Consider the following 14,626-nt stretch of genomic DNA (forward strand, 5'->3'; position numbering starts at 1 on the left):
CAAACTTGAGTCTGATGTACTCAACCTTGGAAGCCTGGACTTTATTCCCTGACCGAGGCCCCCTCAGTGTGAGTCACTCAAAACCTGAGTCTGATGTACTCAACTTCCATTTCGCAGATTTATTCCCCTCTCAACAAGCTCACAGCACCCCTGCTCCCTCACGCACTAAAACAAGCACATGAAACCACTTAGCAAGTAACGCGAAAGCCTCACGTAAGGAAACGCAAAGTTAAACAGTGGCACAGCGCACCAATGCTCTGGCAGACTAGAGGCACTCTCACCGCTCGAGAGATCCCGTCAATCAATGGAGACTTGATGCGCATCACAAACCGACTGGCTGGCAGCCTCCTCGCCGGCCTACTGACATTAGGAATGGCAGGTCCCGCCTTGGCAGACACGCCTGCGACCGACGACGCACAGCCCACCACGCCCGCCACCCAGACCACCTACGACGCACGCTACGCGATCCCCGCGGCCGTGCCAGCGTCCAGCGAGGCGAAGGTGGCTCAGTGGCAGGATATGAAGTACGCCATGTTCATCCACTGGGGCGTCTACTCCTCCTACGCAGGCTGGTACAAGGGCCAGAAGCAGGAAGTGGGCTATCCCGAGCAGATTAAGGCGTGGGGTCACCAACAGACCTGGGATCAGAGAATCCCCCTGCAAGGCATCCCTCGCGAGGAGTACCTGGCCACCGCCCAGACCTTCGAAGCCCCCAACTTCGATGCGACCGCATGGTGTCAGCAGGCCAAGGACACCGGTATGAAGATGCTGCTCATCACGTCCAAGCACCACGACGGCTTCGCCATGTGGGACACGGCCACGACCGATTACAACTTCACCAAGCAATCCCCCTCCCACCGCGACCCGATCCTCGAGCTGTCGCAGGCCTGCCAGAAGGTCGGCATCAAGTTCGGTCTCTACTTCTCCAACATCGACTGGGAGAAGCAGCCGGAGGACCCGTGGACGAACGCCAACACGCTCGATGAAGAGGGCTACATGGACTACATCCATGAGCAGCTCAAGGAACTCCTCGGCGGCAAGTACGGCGAGATCACCGAGCTGTGGTACGACATGGGCAAGCCCAACCCCGCCCAGTCCGACCAGCTGCGCGCGTGGGCGCACGAACTCCAGCCAAACATCATGATCAACTCGCGCGTGGGCAACGACCGCGCGGACTTCGAGGTCGGATGGGACAACGAGATGCAGTCCGAGCAGACCCAGGGTCCCTGGGAGTCGGCTGTCTCGATCTTCCACAAGACCTGGGGCTACGCCAACTGGGACGACGCTGCCCCCACCTACAAGGACACCGGCTACCCGGACTACACCGAGGAAGACTGGGATCACATCCAGCAGGTCGACAACACGACGGCCCTGCGTAAGGCCCCGGGCGGTGCCCACACGAAGACCACCGAGATCGTGGGCAACATGTTCTCAACCGTGGCCCTGGGCGGCCAGTTCCTCTTCAACGTCGGCCCGAAGTTCGACGGCTCCTACGATCCGTGGGATGCCTCGGTCCTGAAGGGCATCGGCGACTGGAACCGCGCACACCCGGGTATCCTGGGCAACTCGCGCCCAACCCACTTCCCCATCGAAACCTGGGGCAAGACCATGGTCGATGACTCCCACATCTATCTGGGCATCGAAAAGTGGCCGACCGATGGCACGGTCACGCTGCGCGGTGCCGGCACCAACGACATCACCTCGGTGAAGCTGGACGGCTCCGACGCGCCCCTCACCTACACGGTCGAGGGCAACGACCTCGTCATCACGCTGCCCGCGCAGCCCGACGAGATCCTCCCCGTTGTCACGGTCACCACGAAGGGCGCTCCCACCTATGTGCCCACCGGCCTGACCACCATCGGCGAGCAGACGACTACGATCCCCGCCACCGGCCTCGAAAAGTTCAAGGCCCCCACCCCCAAGACCGGCGAAACCAGCTTCACGGCCTCCATCACCTCGGGTAACAAGATCGCCTCGGGCGTGCGCATCTCCTTCGACACCGAGGGCTTCACGGACGACTACGCGAAGTACAAGGTGACCGTGGGCGATCAGGAGGTGAAGGGCCTGACCGTCGCCGACCTCAAGGCGGGCGTCGGCCCCTTCACCCTCGGCCAGCACGCCACGGCGCGCGTCACCTTGTCCTACGACAACCCGGCGTACGCGCTCAAGGGCTTCGGCAAGGACGCGACCGTCGCCTCCGTGACCGTCAAGCCCGAGAAACTCTCGACCCCCACTATCACCGTCGCCCCCCAGACCGTCGAGGCTGGCAAGACCGTCACCGTGACGGGCACGGGCTTCGCCCCCTCCTCTCCGGTGAGCCTCACTCTGCACTCCGACCCCGTCGAGGTCGGCACGGCCACCACGGATGACACTGGTTCCTTCACCGCCGAGGTAACGGTTCCCGCCGCCACCGAGGCCGGGGACCACACGGTCGTCGCCGCCGCGGAGTCTCCCGCCGCCGAGGCCTCGACCCCTCTGACGGTCACCGCGACCCCCGCGCCCACCCCCTCCGCCGATCCGAGTACTGAGCCGAGCACCCAACCGAGCGCTGAGCCGAGCACCCAACCCTCGGCTGTCCCCTCGCCAAGTGCCGACCAGGGACGCAAGGGCGGCAAGCGAAGCAAGGGCGGCAAGGGAGGTAAGGGAGGCCTAGCCCGCACGGGTTCCAACGCGCTGATCGCCGGGGCGTTCGCCCTGGCGGCTGCCGGAGTGGGCACGGCATTCATCCGCCGCTCACGCCGCCACGAGGCCTAGGTACCGCGTGGTCATAACCACCACAGGTGGGGGCGGGGCGTACCTGACGGTACGCCCCGCCCCCACTTACACTTGAGGAATGCGCTGCGACCACTTTGACGCCGGGACCTGTCGGTCCTGCTCCCTCCTCCACCAGCCCTACGAGCGCCAGCTCGCCGGCAAGGCGGAGGCCATCGCAGCCACCCTCTCCCACGTCCCAGGAGCGGACGAGATCGCCTGGCTGGCCCCGGCCTCGTCCCCGCAGAAGGGATTTCGCACGAGCGCAAAGCTCGTCGTCGGCGGAACCCGTCGTCGACCCACGCTGGGGATTCTCGGACCCGACCGGCGCGGCATCGACCTGCCCGGCTGCCCCATCCAACACCCAGCAATCAACCGCGCGACGCCCGGCCTCAAGCGCTTCATCCGCTCCCTGGACCTGACGCCCTACGACGTCCCCACCAAGCGCGGGGAGCTCAAAAACATCCTCATCACCGTGGGCGCAGGCGAACAGCTCATGATCCGCTTCGTGCTACGCACGCGCGAGCGCGTCTCCGACATCCGCTCAGCGCTGCCGCTGCTGCGCAACCTCGTGCCCAGCGCCCACGTCGTCACCGCGAACATCCATCCCACGCACGAGGCCATCGTCGAAGGCCCCGATGAGATCATCCTGACGCGCGCACGCACGCTGCCACTGTCCGTGGAGGGCCTCGAGCTGGGGCCTCGCTCCTTCGCGCAGACGAACGCGCACGTCGCCTCCGCCCTGTACGAGCAGGCCGCGCTGTGGGCGTCGCGCCCCTTCGCTGACGGTCGCCTACCCGAAAGCCTGTGGGACCTGTACTGCGGCGTCGGCGGCTTCGCCCTCGCCTGTGCTCGCGCCGGATTCCCGCGCGTCACCGGCGTCGAGGTGTCCTCCGGGGCGATCTCCTCGGCGATCAGCGCCGCGCGCCACGCGGGCCTGTCGCGCAGCGCTGCCACCTTCATCGCGGAGGATGCGACCACGTGGGCGCGCGCCCAGTCGCCCGAGGACATGCCCGACGTGATCGTCGTCAACCCGCCGCGGCGAGGCATCGGGGCCGACCTGGCAACCTACCTGAACGAGTGCGACGCGCCCCGCGTCATCTACTCCTCGTGCAACCCCGCATCGCTGGCCACGGACCTGGCGGCCATGCCCACGCTGCGCCCCGTCGAGGGCCGCCTCTTCGACATGTTCCCGCACACGACCCATGTCGAGACAGTCGTATTGATGTCAAGGGTCAAGGATTAAAAGTGCATAAAACGCCTTGAAAACAAGGGATTCCGATAATATTGCCGGGAACGGCAGCGTTGCCGGAGTCCCTTCTTTATATCCTCTGACAATAGTTGCCACCACTGATTTTTGAGGGTGTGTAACAAGAGAAATACTTTTTGCTCTTGGTGTATGTGCCTTTCTGAGCGGCCTGGGGTGGCAGCCTGGTGCTGCCATTGTTGGACCCCGAGAGGTGCTCACTGCACTGCCGACGAGGCAAGAAGTGTTAACCCCTTGAGTGTTCCGCTCACCCATGCGTCCTTGGGGCAGGGCGAAACCGGACACGGGGCGGAGCAGACTCTCACTGGATTTGCTTGGGAGTTGCTCCCAAGTTGTTAGATGATTATGTTCCATTCATTGACTGAAGAAGGAGAGTGTCATGCTTGACGCGTTGACCATGTCTGACGGTCGCTCCATCCCCGCTCAGGGTTTCGGAGTTTTCCAGATTCCAGCCGAGCAGACTGCTGACGCGGTGGCTCAGGCTATTGAAGTCGGCTACCGCCATATCGATACCGCACAGTCTTACTTCAACGAGGAGGCCGTAGGTGCGGGTATCCGTCGCAGCGGGATCGACCGCAGCGAACTGTTCGTCACCACGAAGGTCTGGTTGGACAACTATGGTGAGGATGCCACCTATGCCAGTGTGAAGGCTTCTCTGGAGAAGCTGGGGCTTGAATATGTGGATTTGATGCTGCTGCATCAGCCGTTCAATGATGTTTACGGTTCCTGGCGGGCCCTGGAGCAAGCCCAGGCGGATGGGCTGATTCACTCCATCGGGGTCTCTAACTTCACTCCAGCTCGCCTGCACGATCTGGGTTCGTTCAACACCGTCTATCCGGTGGTTAACCAGATTGAGATTAACCCCTTCCATCAGCAGGTAGAGCGGGTTGCTGAGCTGCAAAAGCTCGGAGTTACCGTTGAAGCGTGGGCGCCCTTTGGTGAAGGCCGCTCAGGCTTGTTCGACAATCCAGTGTTGGCTGGTATTGGCCAGCAGTACGGTAAGTCAGTGGCGCAAGTGGTGTTGCGCTGGCTGTATCAGCGTGGGATTGTGGCACTGGCCAAGTCAGTACACACGGAGCGGATGCAGCAGAACTTCGCGATTGATGATTTCGCTCTGACTGAGGCGGATATGGCCGCTATCGCAGGTTTGGACGCCGGGGCGTCATTGTTCTTTGATCACGAGACAATCGGCACGGTGGATTTCTTCACCGATCTGATTGCTCAGCGACGTAACAACAGCTAGGGCACTCATGAGCAGGTTGTATTCAACGAAGGAGGCAGCTGAGGTCAGTGGTGTCGCGGTTGAAACCGTGCGCTACTACTGCAAAATCAATCTAGTCCCCCGAGTAATGCGAGATGAGAACAACTACCGTGTCTTTGACGACCACGACATCGCCTGGCTCAAGGGCCTGCACTGCCTGCGCGAATGCGGCATGGGTATCGAGCAAATGCGCCATTACATGGAACTTTGCCTCCAGGGAGAAGAGAGCATCCCGGAGCGCGAAGTCATGCTGATTGCGCAACGCCAGGTTGTTGAGGACAAAATCGCACTACTTAAGGAGATGCTGGGGTTTATTGATTCGAAGATGGAGTTCTATGCCGGAGTGCGTTCCGGCGAGATTGAATACCAATCGAGTCTGTTGGCCCCAGTGTCATCTGAGACTGCCTGATTAGCCTTCTTCAGAACACTAACCGCAGGTAGGCAGGACGATTCCCAGTCTACATGGATTTCATGCTCCCAAAAACGACCCCACATTCTACTCAAAGGAAGAACGTTCTTATGTCAGGAAACGACAGTGTCCGGTTCACGCCCCAGGAAAAGCCGGTCCTCATTCTGATTCTATTAACGTATTTCATGATCCTGCTGGATTCTTCCATTGTCTTTACTTCCGTACCGGTGATGAAGGCAGATCTTGGTCTTAGTGCTGCCGAAATGTCCTGGGTGCAAGATGCTTACACTCTGGCCTTTGGCGGGGCACTCTTACTGGGCGCACAATTGGGTGAAGTGTGGGGCCGTACCCGTGTTTTCTTGGGCGGTTTGATCGTCTTCGCGGTGGCTTCCCTGATCGTGGGAGCGGCCTCAACCGCTCATACCCTGATCGCTGCACGTGCCCTGCAGGGCCTTGGCGCTGCTGTAGTTGCGCCCACGTCCCTGACGCTCATTACGGCCGTCTTTCATGACACGGTCAAACGGACCCGAGCCACAGCTGCCTACGGCACAATGGCCGGTCTAGGATCCTCTGGCGGCATGCTGATCGGCGGGTTGATCACTACTTTCTTATCTTGGCGGTTCGGGTTCTGGATTAATGTCCCCATCGCGGTGGTAGTACTCGTGCTTGCCGTGCGGTATTTACCTGCTTTACCTTCGCGGCCGGGCCGGTTCGACCTGCTAGGTGCGGTCCTGCTGACCAGTTCCATGTTTCTGATCACCCTAGCCCTAGTGGAACGCAGTGTTCTGCCAGGAATAATTGGGGCGATCATTCTTGTCATGGCAGTCGCATGGGAGCGTAAAGCTTCTGCGCCAATTCTTCCCGAGCACCTGTGGCGCCATCGGGTTCGTGGCCTGACACTAATTGCCCGAGTCCTGTTTGCCGCGTCCCTTTTCGGCATGTACTTCATGACCACACAATACTTTGAGCTCACCCTGGGATACTCTGCCCTGACCGCCGGTTTGCTCATGCTCGTCAATTGCATCCCGCAAGGTGCCACCGGGATGATGGTCAGTTCCCTTGTCACTCGTTTTGGGCTCCGGCGCCTGCTCCTAACTGGACTTGCGAGCACTGCTGCGGGGCTCGGCTTGATCGCCTGGGGCATGCACGGCAACCTCCCAATTCTCCTACTTGGCATGGTCCTCACTGGATTTGGGCAGGGTGCATCCTTTGGCCCAATCACTTCCGTGGGGATCTGGCAAAGCAGCCCCAGCGAGGCGGGAGCTGCTTCCGGCATCGTCAACACCGGCCACCAAATGGGTGCTACCACGGGAGTTGCCGGACTTACCGGTCTTCTCGTGTTTAGTCCGCACTATTCGACGCCATTGACTGTTTCGGCCATCCTCATGGTCGTAGCACTGCTCGTCATGCTCGCCGCAACACGCAAGCTCGAGAACTAATATGGCTCTTCCGAGTTGAGTGTGGGTGACCGGGTGTTGAGCGGGGGTTGCGGGGAGAGCACAAATCCGGCGCACATCGCCGACAACGCCGCCATTTTCGACTTCGTCCTCACGGACGATGAGATGGATCGCATCGCCAAGCTCGACGGCACGAAGTGCTACTACGAGCCTTCCCGGGAGAAGCTCGAGTCCTACGCTGCCGCCAATCTCGACTACGACTCACAGAAGTAAGCCAGCGTTCATGACAAGTTGAAGGATAGGGGCAATCATGATTGCAAGTACAAAGAACGATCTATGAGTAAACCATCGATCTTTGCATCACTCAAGGAAAGGAATGAGACCATGGACTTTCAGAAGGTATCTTTCAAGAACAAGGAGCTGGACCTCAATCTGGCAGGCATCCTCTATACCCCCGACGACCTCGACGTGTCGAAGTCGTACCCGGCCGTCGTGGTGACCGGCCCAATGCTGTCGATCAAGGAGCAGGCTCAAAGCGTGTACGCGAAGCGCCTCGCCGAGCTCGGGTACGTGTCGCTCGTGTTCGACGGGTCTTACTTCGGCGAGAGCGCGGGGACGCCGCGCTACCAGGAGCTTCCCGACGTGAAGGAGAAGGACATCGAGGGGGCCGCGGACTTCCTGGCCTCCATTCCCTATGTCGACGAGAGCCGCATCGGCGGCCTCGGCATCTGCGGATCCGGCTCTTACATGTCCGTGGCGGGAGTGAGGGCGCCCCGCCTCAAGGCCGTCGCGGCGATCGTGCCTGCCATCGCAGACATCTCCAAGTCCGCCATGGCGGGATTCTTCAAGCCCGCGGACGAGGTAGAGGCGGCCAAGGCCGCCTATGAGGCCGGGACCGGCCCCATCGAATATCTGAACTTCATGCCCCGCGCGTTCGACGAGGGTGCGGCGTACTATTACACTTTCCGCGGGAACAGGCGCGGCTGGACGAACAAGGTTGTCGCCTGGAGCCAGCTGGAGCTCGTGAAGTACAACGTCGTCGACATCATGAAGGACATGAAGAAGCCCTATCTCGTCATCACGGGAGAGAACGCATGGAGCCGCGAGGCGTCCACCGAGGTGTTCGATGCCGTGCCCGGAGTCGACAAGGAGATGCACGTCATCCCGGAGGCGGGGCACTTCGACATGTACGACCTGTATCCCTACGTCGACGAGGCGTTCAAGTTCATCGCGCCGTTCTTCGCGAAGAACCTCTAATCAAGCTGAGGCATGCGGCTGGGGCGAGCGATAAGGCGCGCCCCAGCCCTGTTCGAGCCGATCAACTGTCGAGCGAAGTCATCGCGCCTACGACATCGAGGAGGGCCCTCACCTTGTCCGACAGCTCGGGCGAGTGCATGATCCCGAAGGGCACGCGGTAGTCCCACTGCACCAGCTTGCAGGTGAGCAGCGGGTGCACGTCCTTCCAGGGGTCTGTGACCACATGGCACGTGTTCGAGCAATGCCTCGCATATTTCCGCTATTTCGCCCCCGCCAGCGGAAATGCCGGAAGCGGATCGTACTGGGCCGGTGCCGTAGAGCGGCAGGGATTCGGTTCAGACGACTTCCTCATCATCGCCGCCACCGGGACCGAGGACTTCAACGGACGCGCGTTCACGGCGCTAATGGAGGACATGGCGAGAGACCTCGTGTTCCGCGAGGGCTTTGGTGAAGACGGCACCAACCTCATCTTCCGCATAGGAGAGAGCGAGGGCCACGACGGGCATGCGGCGAGCCGCTACATGTACAACGCGATGGCGCTCCTCTGGCACAACTCATGACTTCTTGCCAACGGCACGTCTACGTCGACTGGTTAGAACCCTAGGATTTGAGCAAGCGAACATATCGAGAATTCTGCGCTAGGGCAAGCAGATCTATTATCTGAAGTGAACCCATTCAAGTGAAAGGACGAATCATGTCAGACAAGGCATTCACGGAGCGCGAGTTCATTCCCGTGGTGGGCAACCCCTTCGGGCTCGTCTACAGCGGCGCCATTACCGAGAACGTCGAGGGCGAGGTTAACGTCCACGCCATCAAGTACCCCTACCGCGACTTCTTCGCGGTGGCCAACGTCTACACCCCGGCTGGCTACGACCCGAACGGGAGCTATCCGGCAGTGGTGGTGGCGCATCCCAACGGCGGCATGAAGGACCAGGTGGCGGGCAACTACGCCCAGAAGCTGGCCGAGAACGGTTATATCGCGCTCGCTTTCGACGCGGCCTACCAGGGCGAGAGCGGAGGCGAGCCGAGGAGCACCGACTGGCCCGAGAACCGCGTGGAGGACATCTTCCGCGCCACCGATATCATCATGCAGTTCCCGGGAGTCGACCGCGAGCGCGTGGCGGCGCTCGGCATCTGCGGAGGCGGCGGATACACCTTCAAGGCAGCGCAGACCGACAAGCGCCTCAAGGCCGTGGCGACGTTGTCGCTGTTCAATTCCGGCGAGGTGCGCCGCGAGGGCTTTCGTGGAAGCCAGGTCGACTCCATCCAGGAGCGTCTGGCCGCCGCATGCAAGGCTCGCCAGGACGAGGCCGACGGTAAGGACGCCGCGCTCACTCCCAACATGTGCGAGACCGCAACACCCGAGCAGGCAGACGCCATGCCCTACGACCTCTACCGCGAGGGCTACTACTATTACGGTCGCGACGCGGCGCATGAGGGCAGCACCTTCAGCTACACGGTGTCGAGCCTCATGAAACTCGCCGCATGGGATGCGCGCCAAGGGGCCGAGCTCATCAACGTGCCGCTGCTCATGATGATGGGAAGCCATGCCGATACGGGGTACATGACCATCGACTGCTACGAGGCGGCCGTGAACGCTCCCGTGCGCGAGATCTTCGAGATCCCGGGCGCGACCCACATCCAGACCTATTGGAAGCCGGATTATGTTTCCCAGGCTATGGACAAGCTCGTCGAGTTCTTCGGAAGCAACCTCTAAGGAGTGAGTGACATGAGCATCCTTTTCATCAACGGCGGCGAGAAGGGCGGGAACACCTCCGCCCTTGGACAAAGGCTCCTCGTCGGTCATGATTTCGACCAGATAGATCTCGCAGACCACAAGGTCTACGACCACGGGCAGCACTTCGACGACGACGAGTTCGATCAGGTGTTGGCCCGCTTTAAGCAGGCCGACACCATCGTGCTCGGCTCGCCCGTCTACTGGCATGACCTCTCGGGCATGACCCGCAACCTGCTCGACCGCTTCTACGGCCCCGTGGCCGACGGCAGCATGGCGGGGAAGCGGCTCTTCTTCATCTTCCAGGGATCAGCTCCAACACCCGCGATGCTGGAACGCGCCGAGTACACCGTGAGGCGCTTCGCCGGGGTCTACGGCATGGAGTACATGGGCATGGCAACCAATGCGAGAGAGGCTGCCGATCTGGCTAGTAAGATCTAGTCAGAGTGTCTTCGCACTCGGCATGCACGCGATAATTTCTCATTTTCGAAAAGTGTTCCCAGCGCAGAGCTACTGTGACAATTTGTCACAGTAGCTCTGCGGAGGCCGTTTCAACCCGTTTTAGGGGATCCTGAATTTGCGGATGATTGACTGTCGATGATGGCAGCGGTTATTGTCGAAGCAGTAATCGCTAGTGGCTTACTCGTGATGACGGTAACAAGGGATTCAATGCCTAAAACCTTGCACTCATCTTGTACCTAACTTGAACTCATGTTTTGTCGCAGCGCAGGTAGTCTTCTGTGTCACATCTGGTCTTCCCAAAATGCCACGGCATCATCGATCCATCCCTCGGCAACAGTTCCTGTTCCAAGTCCGAATCCATGTGGCAGCCCGTCGTAGGAATGAAACTCCGTGGGAATGCCCATCTCAGACATGGTATCCAGTCTTGATTTCATTGTCCGCCAGCTTGCGATACCATCGTTTGTCCCTACGGCGCTGTAAGTCGGTGGCTCGTAGCCTGTCACTTCCGAAAGTCCGGTGTAATTTACGATGACAGCCGCAGGATGCGGATAGGCTTTCTCTCCGAAATACTCCGTACCGTATGTTCCTACCCAGTCTGCCATTCTTCCGCCTGCCGATCCGCCCCAAAGAGAGTAGCCATCCGTATCAACCTGAAGTTCATCTGCATGCCGGGAGATAAAGGCGATCGCTCTCGAAAGATCCTCGCAGGCCGTCTGTGCGCCGGGACGATAAATCAGTGCAAAGGCGTTGTATCCCATCTTGGAAAGTTCCAACGCGTGGGGAAAGCTGTCGTGCATCGCACCAACGTAGGCAAAACCGCCGCCGGCGTTTACGATAGCGAACTTTGTGCCGGGATTTCCCTTAAAGAAGAACAAACCCGTATCTCTTTTCGCCGGATCTGCGCCCTTTTCCTCTTCCGTATAAATGTCATAAAAGACGGTGTCCCCGTTTTCCGCCTGATTTCTGATGTAATTGCAGATCTCCGCTGTCTTATCGGAATCTATGTAGTTGTACCAGGTAAGCGACAGATTGCCGAGTGTGCTACCGCCATAATAGCTGGAGTGCACCGGAAAAATCAGTCTGCCGTAATCACCAAAAACGGGATCGTTTATCACATCTTCAATTTTTGTATTCGTTGTATAGTGTTCTGCCATAGATTATTCCTCTGTTTCCTTCTCTGTGTCAGGTATAAGGGACGCTTCGCTCAGGCGCTAGACGTGACGCCGCATTCACCTAGGTTGAACACTCAAGGTATTCACCCACTGGTTAACAATTTGGCTTGTTTCGGGGGTTACTTCAGGTTCGGCCGCGTCCGGGTCAATCGCTACATCTTCGCCACGCACCGCAAGCCCCTGAGTGACGCTAAGGTCAGGCAGGAGACGCTGATACTCTTCGTCGATACCTGCCATGCCGCTGACCGCGTAGGTGACAAAGGGGCGAACTTGCTGACCTTGCCACTTGGCTTGCTCAACGAATGTCCTCATGATCATCGGCATGGTCGAGTTCCACACCGGAGAGCCAAGGTAGACCACCTGATAGCGAGACAGATCCGGCAGCGCATGAGCAACTGCGGGGCGAGAATCGTCGTCCTCCTCACGCACATTCCGGGCAACCGTCGCGCCGTAGTCATCTGAGTAGGGATCAGCCGCAACAATCTCATACACGTCAGCGCCAGTCTGCTTTGCTATTTCCTCAGCAAGTACGGCAGTATTGCCCTTCTTTAGGTTCTTCCGATCCCCGTCCCAGTAATTCTCTCCCGCTCGGGAAAAATAGACAACCAACGATTTATTAACGTTTGTATTCGAGCCCGCAGACGGCGTCGTTGCATTTTCGGGACCAGCCGACCCGCTGCTTTGTCCCGAGATCGCACTACATGCGGTCAGCGCGCATAGAGCTGCTGCTGTGGTGACAACAAGCAACCGACTTTTGAAAGTGTCTATCTTCATACTGTCGACAGTAGAGGTTGGGAGCGACTCCTATGCAAGACCGCGCGACCATCCGGGAGGCGGTCAAGGGGCTCTTCCGAGTTGAGTGTAGGTGAGTGGGTGTTGAGCGGGGGTTGCGGGTAAGGGTCGAGGTCCTTGATGATGAGCGGACTTCAACCCCCGCCGCCTTCACAGGACCTCGGGCGGTGTCTCACCCTACCTGCTGCTGTGTGTCGCTTGATCGTTGTGATCGGTGTGATCTGCTCGTCGGTTTGGAGGGCGATGAACGTGGCTCGCACCCCAGATGCTCTAGTACTCGATGGCGAGTCGCGCAACCAGCCGGCGGGGTGCCCGGGTTACGGGCTGAATCACACAAGGCCACGGGCGTATGGCGGTGGAGGTGAACGACGCGCCCTGGGCCGGGGTCCCGGCAAGGTTCCGGTGGTTTAAGCGACGCTGGATGTGCCGAGGACGCACCTGCCAGACGGTGATATTCCTCGAACATGACGAGCGGATGTGCGCCCCCTGGGCACGTTCGGGTGTGCGGGCGATCCGACAGTTGCGCTCCGAAGGAGCCACCATCACTGGCCTAGCCCGACAACTTGCAACCACGTGGAACACCGCGTGGTCCCATATCAAGCCATGTCTGCAAGCCGCATCTGATGACCCCGCCCGTTTCGCGGGGATTCGGGTTCTGGGGGCTGATGAGAGGCGTGTGGCATCACCAGGACCGACGCCGACGGAGCCCCCGTGAGCTCACCGGCATCGTAGACCTGACACGAGGGGAGGATCACCCCACGGCCCGCTTGAGCGGACCCGGTCCCAGGCAGGTCTGGCACCGCGCATGAGAACTGGCTGGCCGAGCACGGCGAACAGTGTCGCACCGGTATCCAGATCGCGACACTGAATCCCTTCCAGGGACAGCAAGAACACCATCGACGATCAACTCCAAGACGCCACCAGGGTCCTCGATGCCTACTCCGAATGCCCCTCATCACAGAAAGCCTAGACGCCTCCACCCACACTCAACACTGAAAAGCCAGTAAAATGCCTGGAAGAAGGTGTCACACAGGCACTGCTGGCGCAGATGGTTGGCACCTCCGCACCGTATATTAGCGGGTCGATAAACAAGAAAGAGCGCATCATCAATAAGGTCTTTGTTGATATGCTCGATAAGCTAGGCTACGACGTCCAGCTTGCCTATGCGAAGAAGAAAGGGGCTCCTGAAAAATGAGCAAAGAAAGACTCACTGCCTTTACGGATGCGATATTGGCGATCATCATGACAATATTGGTGCTGGAACTTGAGAAGCCGGAGACAGCTGACTGGGCATCGTTTTGGGCACTCAGGTCGCATTTCTTCTCCTATACGATTTCCTTCTTCTGGCTTGGCGCCATGTGGGTGAATATGCATAACCATTGGCACAGGATCAAGAAGATAGACAACAAGGTGATCTGGTGGAGCATCATCATGCTGTTTTTTGCCTCTTTCTTCCCGTATGTGACAGACTTTGTGAGCGACCACTTCACAAGCCTTTTTGCACAGATGCTTTACAGCGCGGTGGTGATATGTGTTTCACTATCCAACATGGCGCTTGCGCGAGCGGTCGCAAGGGCTAATGGCTCGACGAGCGCGTTGGACTATGGTAACCGTAAAATCGTTGCGGGCGACCTGAGCATTAAGGCAATTGGCATTGTTCTGGCGATCTTTGTTTATCCGCCGATTAACATGTTTGCAGTTATTCTGGCAGGGTGCGAGGTGACCTTCCTACCACATATTGTGAATCGAAAAAACAAGAAACGAAGTGAGATCGATGCTGTATGATCCACATCTGGATTTATTCCTGCAGGTGAACGGAACACCCGGACACCTGTGCGGCTTTACCTCTTGACCAGACTGATGGGCAGGGATGGCGAATTGAAGTGGTGATATAGCAAAGAGAGCCGAAGCGTCTCATCGGCGTGTCGACTCTCATGCAAATTCCGATTTTGTGGTATCGAAAGCAGAAAAGCATGACTTTTTCGGTCATACGGTTTTCGCCCACGTTATTTTCGGCTGAACCAATGACATCAATGCCATTGTCTCAAGGCACGCCGAGGTCGCCCTCCTCCTCGAACGCACGTAGGTCGAGTACCACCCGAAGGCCTCAGCCCAACACAACC

14 protein-coding genes are annotated in these 14,626 nt (G+C 59.1%); 11 read left to right on the forward strand and 3 right to left on the reverse strand.

The window, feature by feature from the left end:
• Positions 1-315: 315 nt before the first annotated feature.
• The 7 genes from O3932_RS02155 to O3932_RS02185 all read left to right on the forward strand — a co-directional run bounded on the left by O3932_RS02155 (position 316) and on the right by O3932_RS02185 (position 8,342).
• Positions 316-2,754 carry an alpha-L-fucosidase gene (locus O3932_RS02155; RefSeq protein WP_371535865.1) on the forward strand — a complete coding sequence of 813 codons (2,439 nt, stop codon included), beginning with the start codon at positions 316-318 and terminating at the stop codon, positions 2,752-2,754.
• 79 nt (positions 2,755-2,833) lie between these two features.
• Positions 2,834-3,997 carry an SAM-dependent methyltransferase gene (locus O3932_RS02160; protein WP_371535867.1) on the forward strand — a complete coding sequence of 388 codons (1,164 nt, stop codon included), beginning with the start codon at positions 2,834-2,836 and terminating at the stop codon, positions 3,995-3,997.
• Positions 3,998-4,397: 400 nt separating this feature from the next.
• Complete coding sequence (locus tag O3932_RS02165) at positions 4,398-5,261, forward strand: aldo/keto reductase (protein WP_371535869.1); 864 nt, start codon at positions 4,398-4,400, stop codon at positions 5,259-5,261.
• A gap of 7 nt (positions 5,262-5,268) precedes the next feature.
• The gene (locus O3932_RS02170) at positions 5,269-5,688 is read left to right on the forward strand and encodes a MerR family transcriptional regulator (protein WP_291449150.1); all 420 of its coding nucleotides are present in this window, start codon (positions 5,269-5,271) and stop codon (positions 5,686-5,688) included.
• Positions 5,689-5,798: 110 nt separating this feature from the next.
• A complete protein-coding gene (locus O3932_RS02175; protein WP_371535871.1) occupies positions 5,799-7,127 on the forward strand; it encodes an MFS transporter in 1,329 nt (442 codons plus the stop codon).
• A gap of 33 nt (positions 7,128-7,160) precedes the next feature.
• Complete coding sequence (locus tag O3932_RS02180; protein WP_371535873.1) at positions 7,161-7,358, forward strand: hypothetical protein; 198 nt, start codon at positions 7,161-7,163, stop codon at positions 7,356-7,358.
• 111 nt (positions 7,359-7,469) lie between these two features.
• Entirely contained in the window at positions 7,470-8,342 is an 873-nt protein-coding gene (locus tag O3932_RS02185; RefSeq protein WP_371535875.1) for an alpha/beta hydrolase, read from the forward strand.
• A 61-nt stretch (positions 8,343-8,403) separates the two neighbouring features.
• Here O3932_RS02185 and O3932_RS02190 read toward each other — a convergent pair whose 3' ends face one another.
• The gene (locus O3932_RS02190) at positions 8,404-8,565 is read right to left on the reverse strand and encodes a hypothetical protein (protein WP_371535877.1); all 162 of its coding nucleotides are present in this window, start codon (positions 8,563-8,565) and stop codon (positions 8,404-8,406) included.
• Between O3932_RS02190 and O3932_RS02195 the strand changes: the two genes are divergently transcribed.
• The 3 genes from O3932_RS02195 (at position 8,558) to O3932_RS02205 (ending at position 10,518) form a co-directional block, all read left to right on the forward strand.
• Positions 8,558-8,902: a hypothetical protein gene (locus tag O3932_RS02195; RefSeq protein WP_371535880.1), complete on the forward strand. Its 345-nt coding sequence runs from the start codon at positions 8,558-8,560 to the stop codon at positions 8,900-8,902. The two genes, O3932_RS02190 and O3932_RS02195, sit on opposite strands and share 8 nt — an antisense overlap.
• A 134-nt stretch (positions 8,903-9,036) precedes the next feature.
• Positions 9,037-10,059 carry an alpha/beta hydrolase gene (locus tag O3932_RS02200; protein WP_371535883.1) on the forward strand — a complete coding sequence of 341 codons (1,023 nt, stop codon included), beginning with the start codon at positions 9,037-9,039 and terminating at the stop codon, positions 10,057-10,059.
• 12 nt (positions 10,060-10,071) lie between these two features.
• Complete coding sequence (locus O3932_RS02205; RefSeq protein ID WP_371535885.1) at positions 10,072-10,518, forward strand: flavodoxin family protein; 447 nt, start codon at positions 10,072-10,074, stop codon at positions 10,516-10,518.
• Between the two features lie 302 nt (positions 10,519-10,820).
• Here O3932_RS02205 and O3932_RS02210 read toward each other — a convergent pair whose 3' ends face one another.
• The gene (locus tag O3932_RS02210; RefSeq protein WP_371535888.1) at positions 10,821-11,693 is read right to left on the reverse strand and encodes an alpha/beta hydrolase; all 873 of its coding nucleotides are present in this window, start codon (positions 11,691-11,693) and stop codon (positions 10,821-10,823) included.
• A gap of 75 nt (positions 11,694-11,768) precedes the next feature.
• The gene (locus O3932_RS02215) at positions 11,769-12,485 is read right to left on the reverse strand and encodes a flavodoxin (RefSeq protein WP_371535891.1); all 717 of its coding nucleotides are present in this window, start codon (positions 12,483-12,485) and stop codon (positions 11,769-11,771) included.
• A 1,209-nt stretch (positions 12,486-13,694) separates the two neighbouring features.
• On the opposite strand from O3932_RS02215, the gene O3932_RS02220 reads away from it, so the two are divergent.
• Positions 13,695-14,288, forward strand: coding sequence for a TMEM175 family protein (locus O3932_RS02220; RefSeq protein WP_371535894.1), 594 nt, complete (start codon positions 13,695-13,697; stop codon positions 14,286-14,288).
• Positions 14,289-14,626 lie beyond the last annotated feature (338 nt).

The organism is Pauljensenia sp. 20925_1_25 (genome assembly GCF_041433955.1).
Lineage (GTDB): Bacteria > Actinomycetota > Actinomycetes > Actinomycetales > Actinomycetaceae > Pauljensenia.

Excerpts from the sequence above, each read along its gene's own strand:
- O3932_RS02215 (WP_371535891.1), bottom strand. The coding sequence starts at position 12,485 with ATGAAGATAGACACTTTCAAAAGTCGGTTGCTTGTTGTCACCACAGCA.
- O3932_RS02205 (WP_371535885.1), top strand. The coding sequence starts at position 10,072 with ATGAGCATCCTTTTCATCAACGGCGGCGAGAAGGGCGGGAACACCTCC.
- O3932_RS02170 (WP_291449150.1), top strand. The coding sequence starts at position 5,269 with ATGAGCAGGTTGTATTCAACGAAGGAGGCAGCTGAGGTCAGTGGTGTC.
- O3932_RS02160 (WP_371535867.1), top strand. The coding sequence starts at position 2,834 with ATGCGCTGCGACCACTTTGACGCCGGGACCTGTCGGTCCTGCTCCCTC.
- O3932_RS02220 (WP_371535894.1), top strand. The coding sequence starts at position 13,695 with ATGAGCAAAGAAAGACTCACTGCCTTTACGGATGCGATATTGGCGATC.
- O3932_RS02185 (WP_371535875.1), top strand. The coding sequence starts at position 7,470 with ATGGACTTTCAGAAGGTATCTTTCAAGAACAAGGAGCTGGACCTCAAT.
- O3932_RS02200 (WP_371535883.1), top strand. The coding sequence starts at position 9,037 with ATGTCAGACAAGGCATTCACGGAGCGCGAGTTCATTCCCGTGGTGGGC.
- O3932_RS02175 (WP_371535871.1), top strand. The coding sequence starts at position 5,799 with ATGTCAGGAAACGACAGTGTCCGGTTCACGCCCCAGGAAAAGCCGGTC.
- O3932_RS02155 (WP_371535865.1), top strand. The coding sequence starts at position 316 with ATGCGCATCACAAACCGACTGGCTGGCAGCCTCCTCGCCGGCCTACTG.
- O3932_RS02165 (WP_371535869.1), top strand. The coding sequence starts at position 4,398 with ATGCTTGACGCGTTGACCATGTCTGACGGTCGCTCCATCCCCGCTCAG.
- O3932_RS02210 (WP_371535888.1), bottom strand. The coding sequence starts at position 11,693 with ATGGCAGAACACTATACAACGAATACAAAAATTGAAGATGTGATAAAC.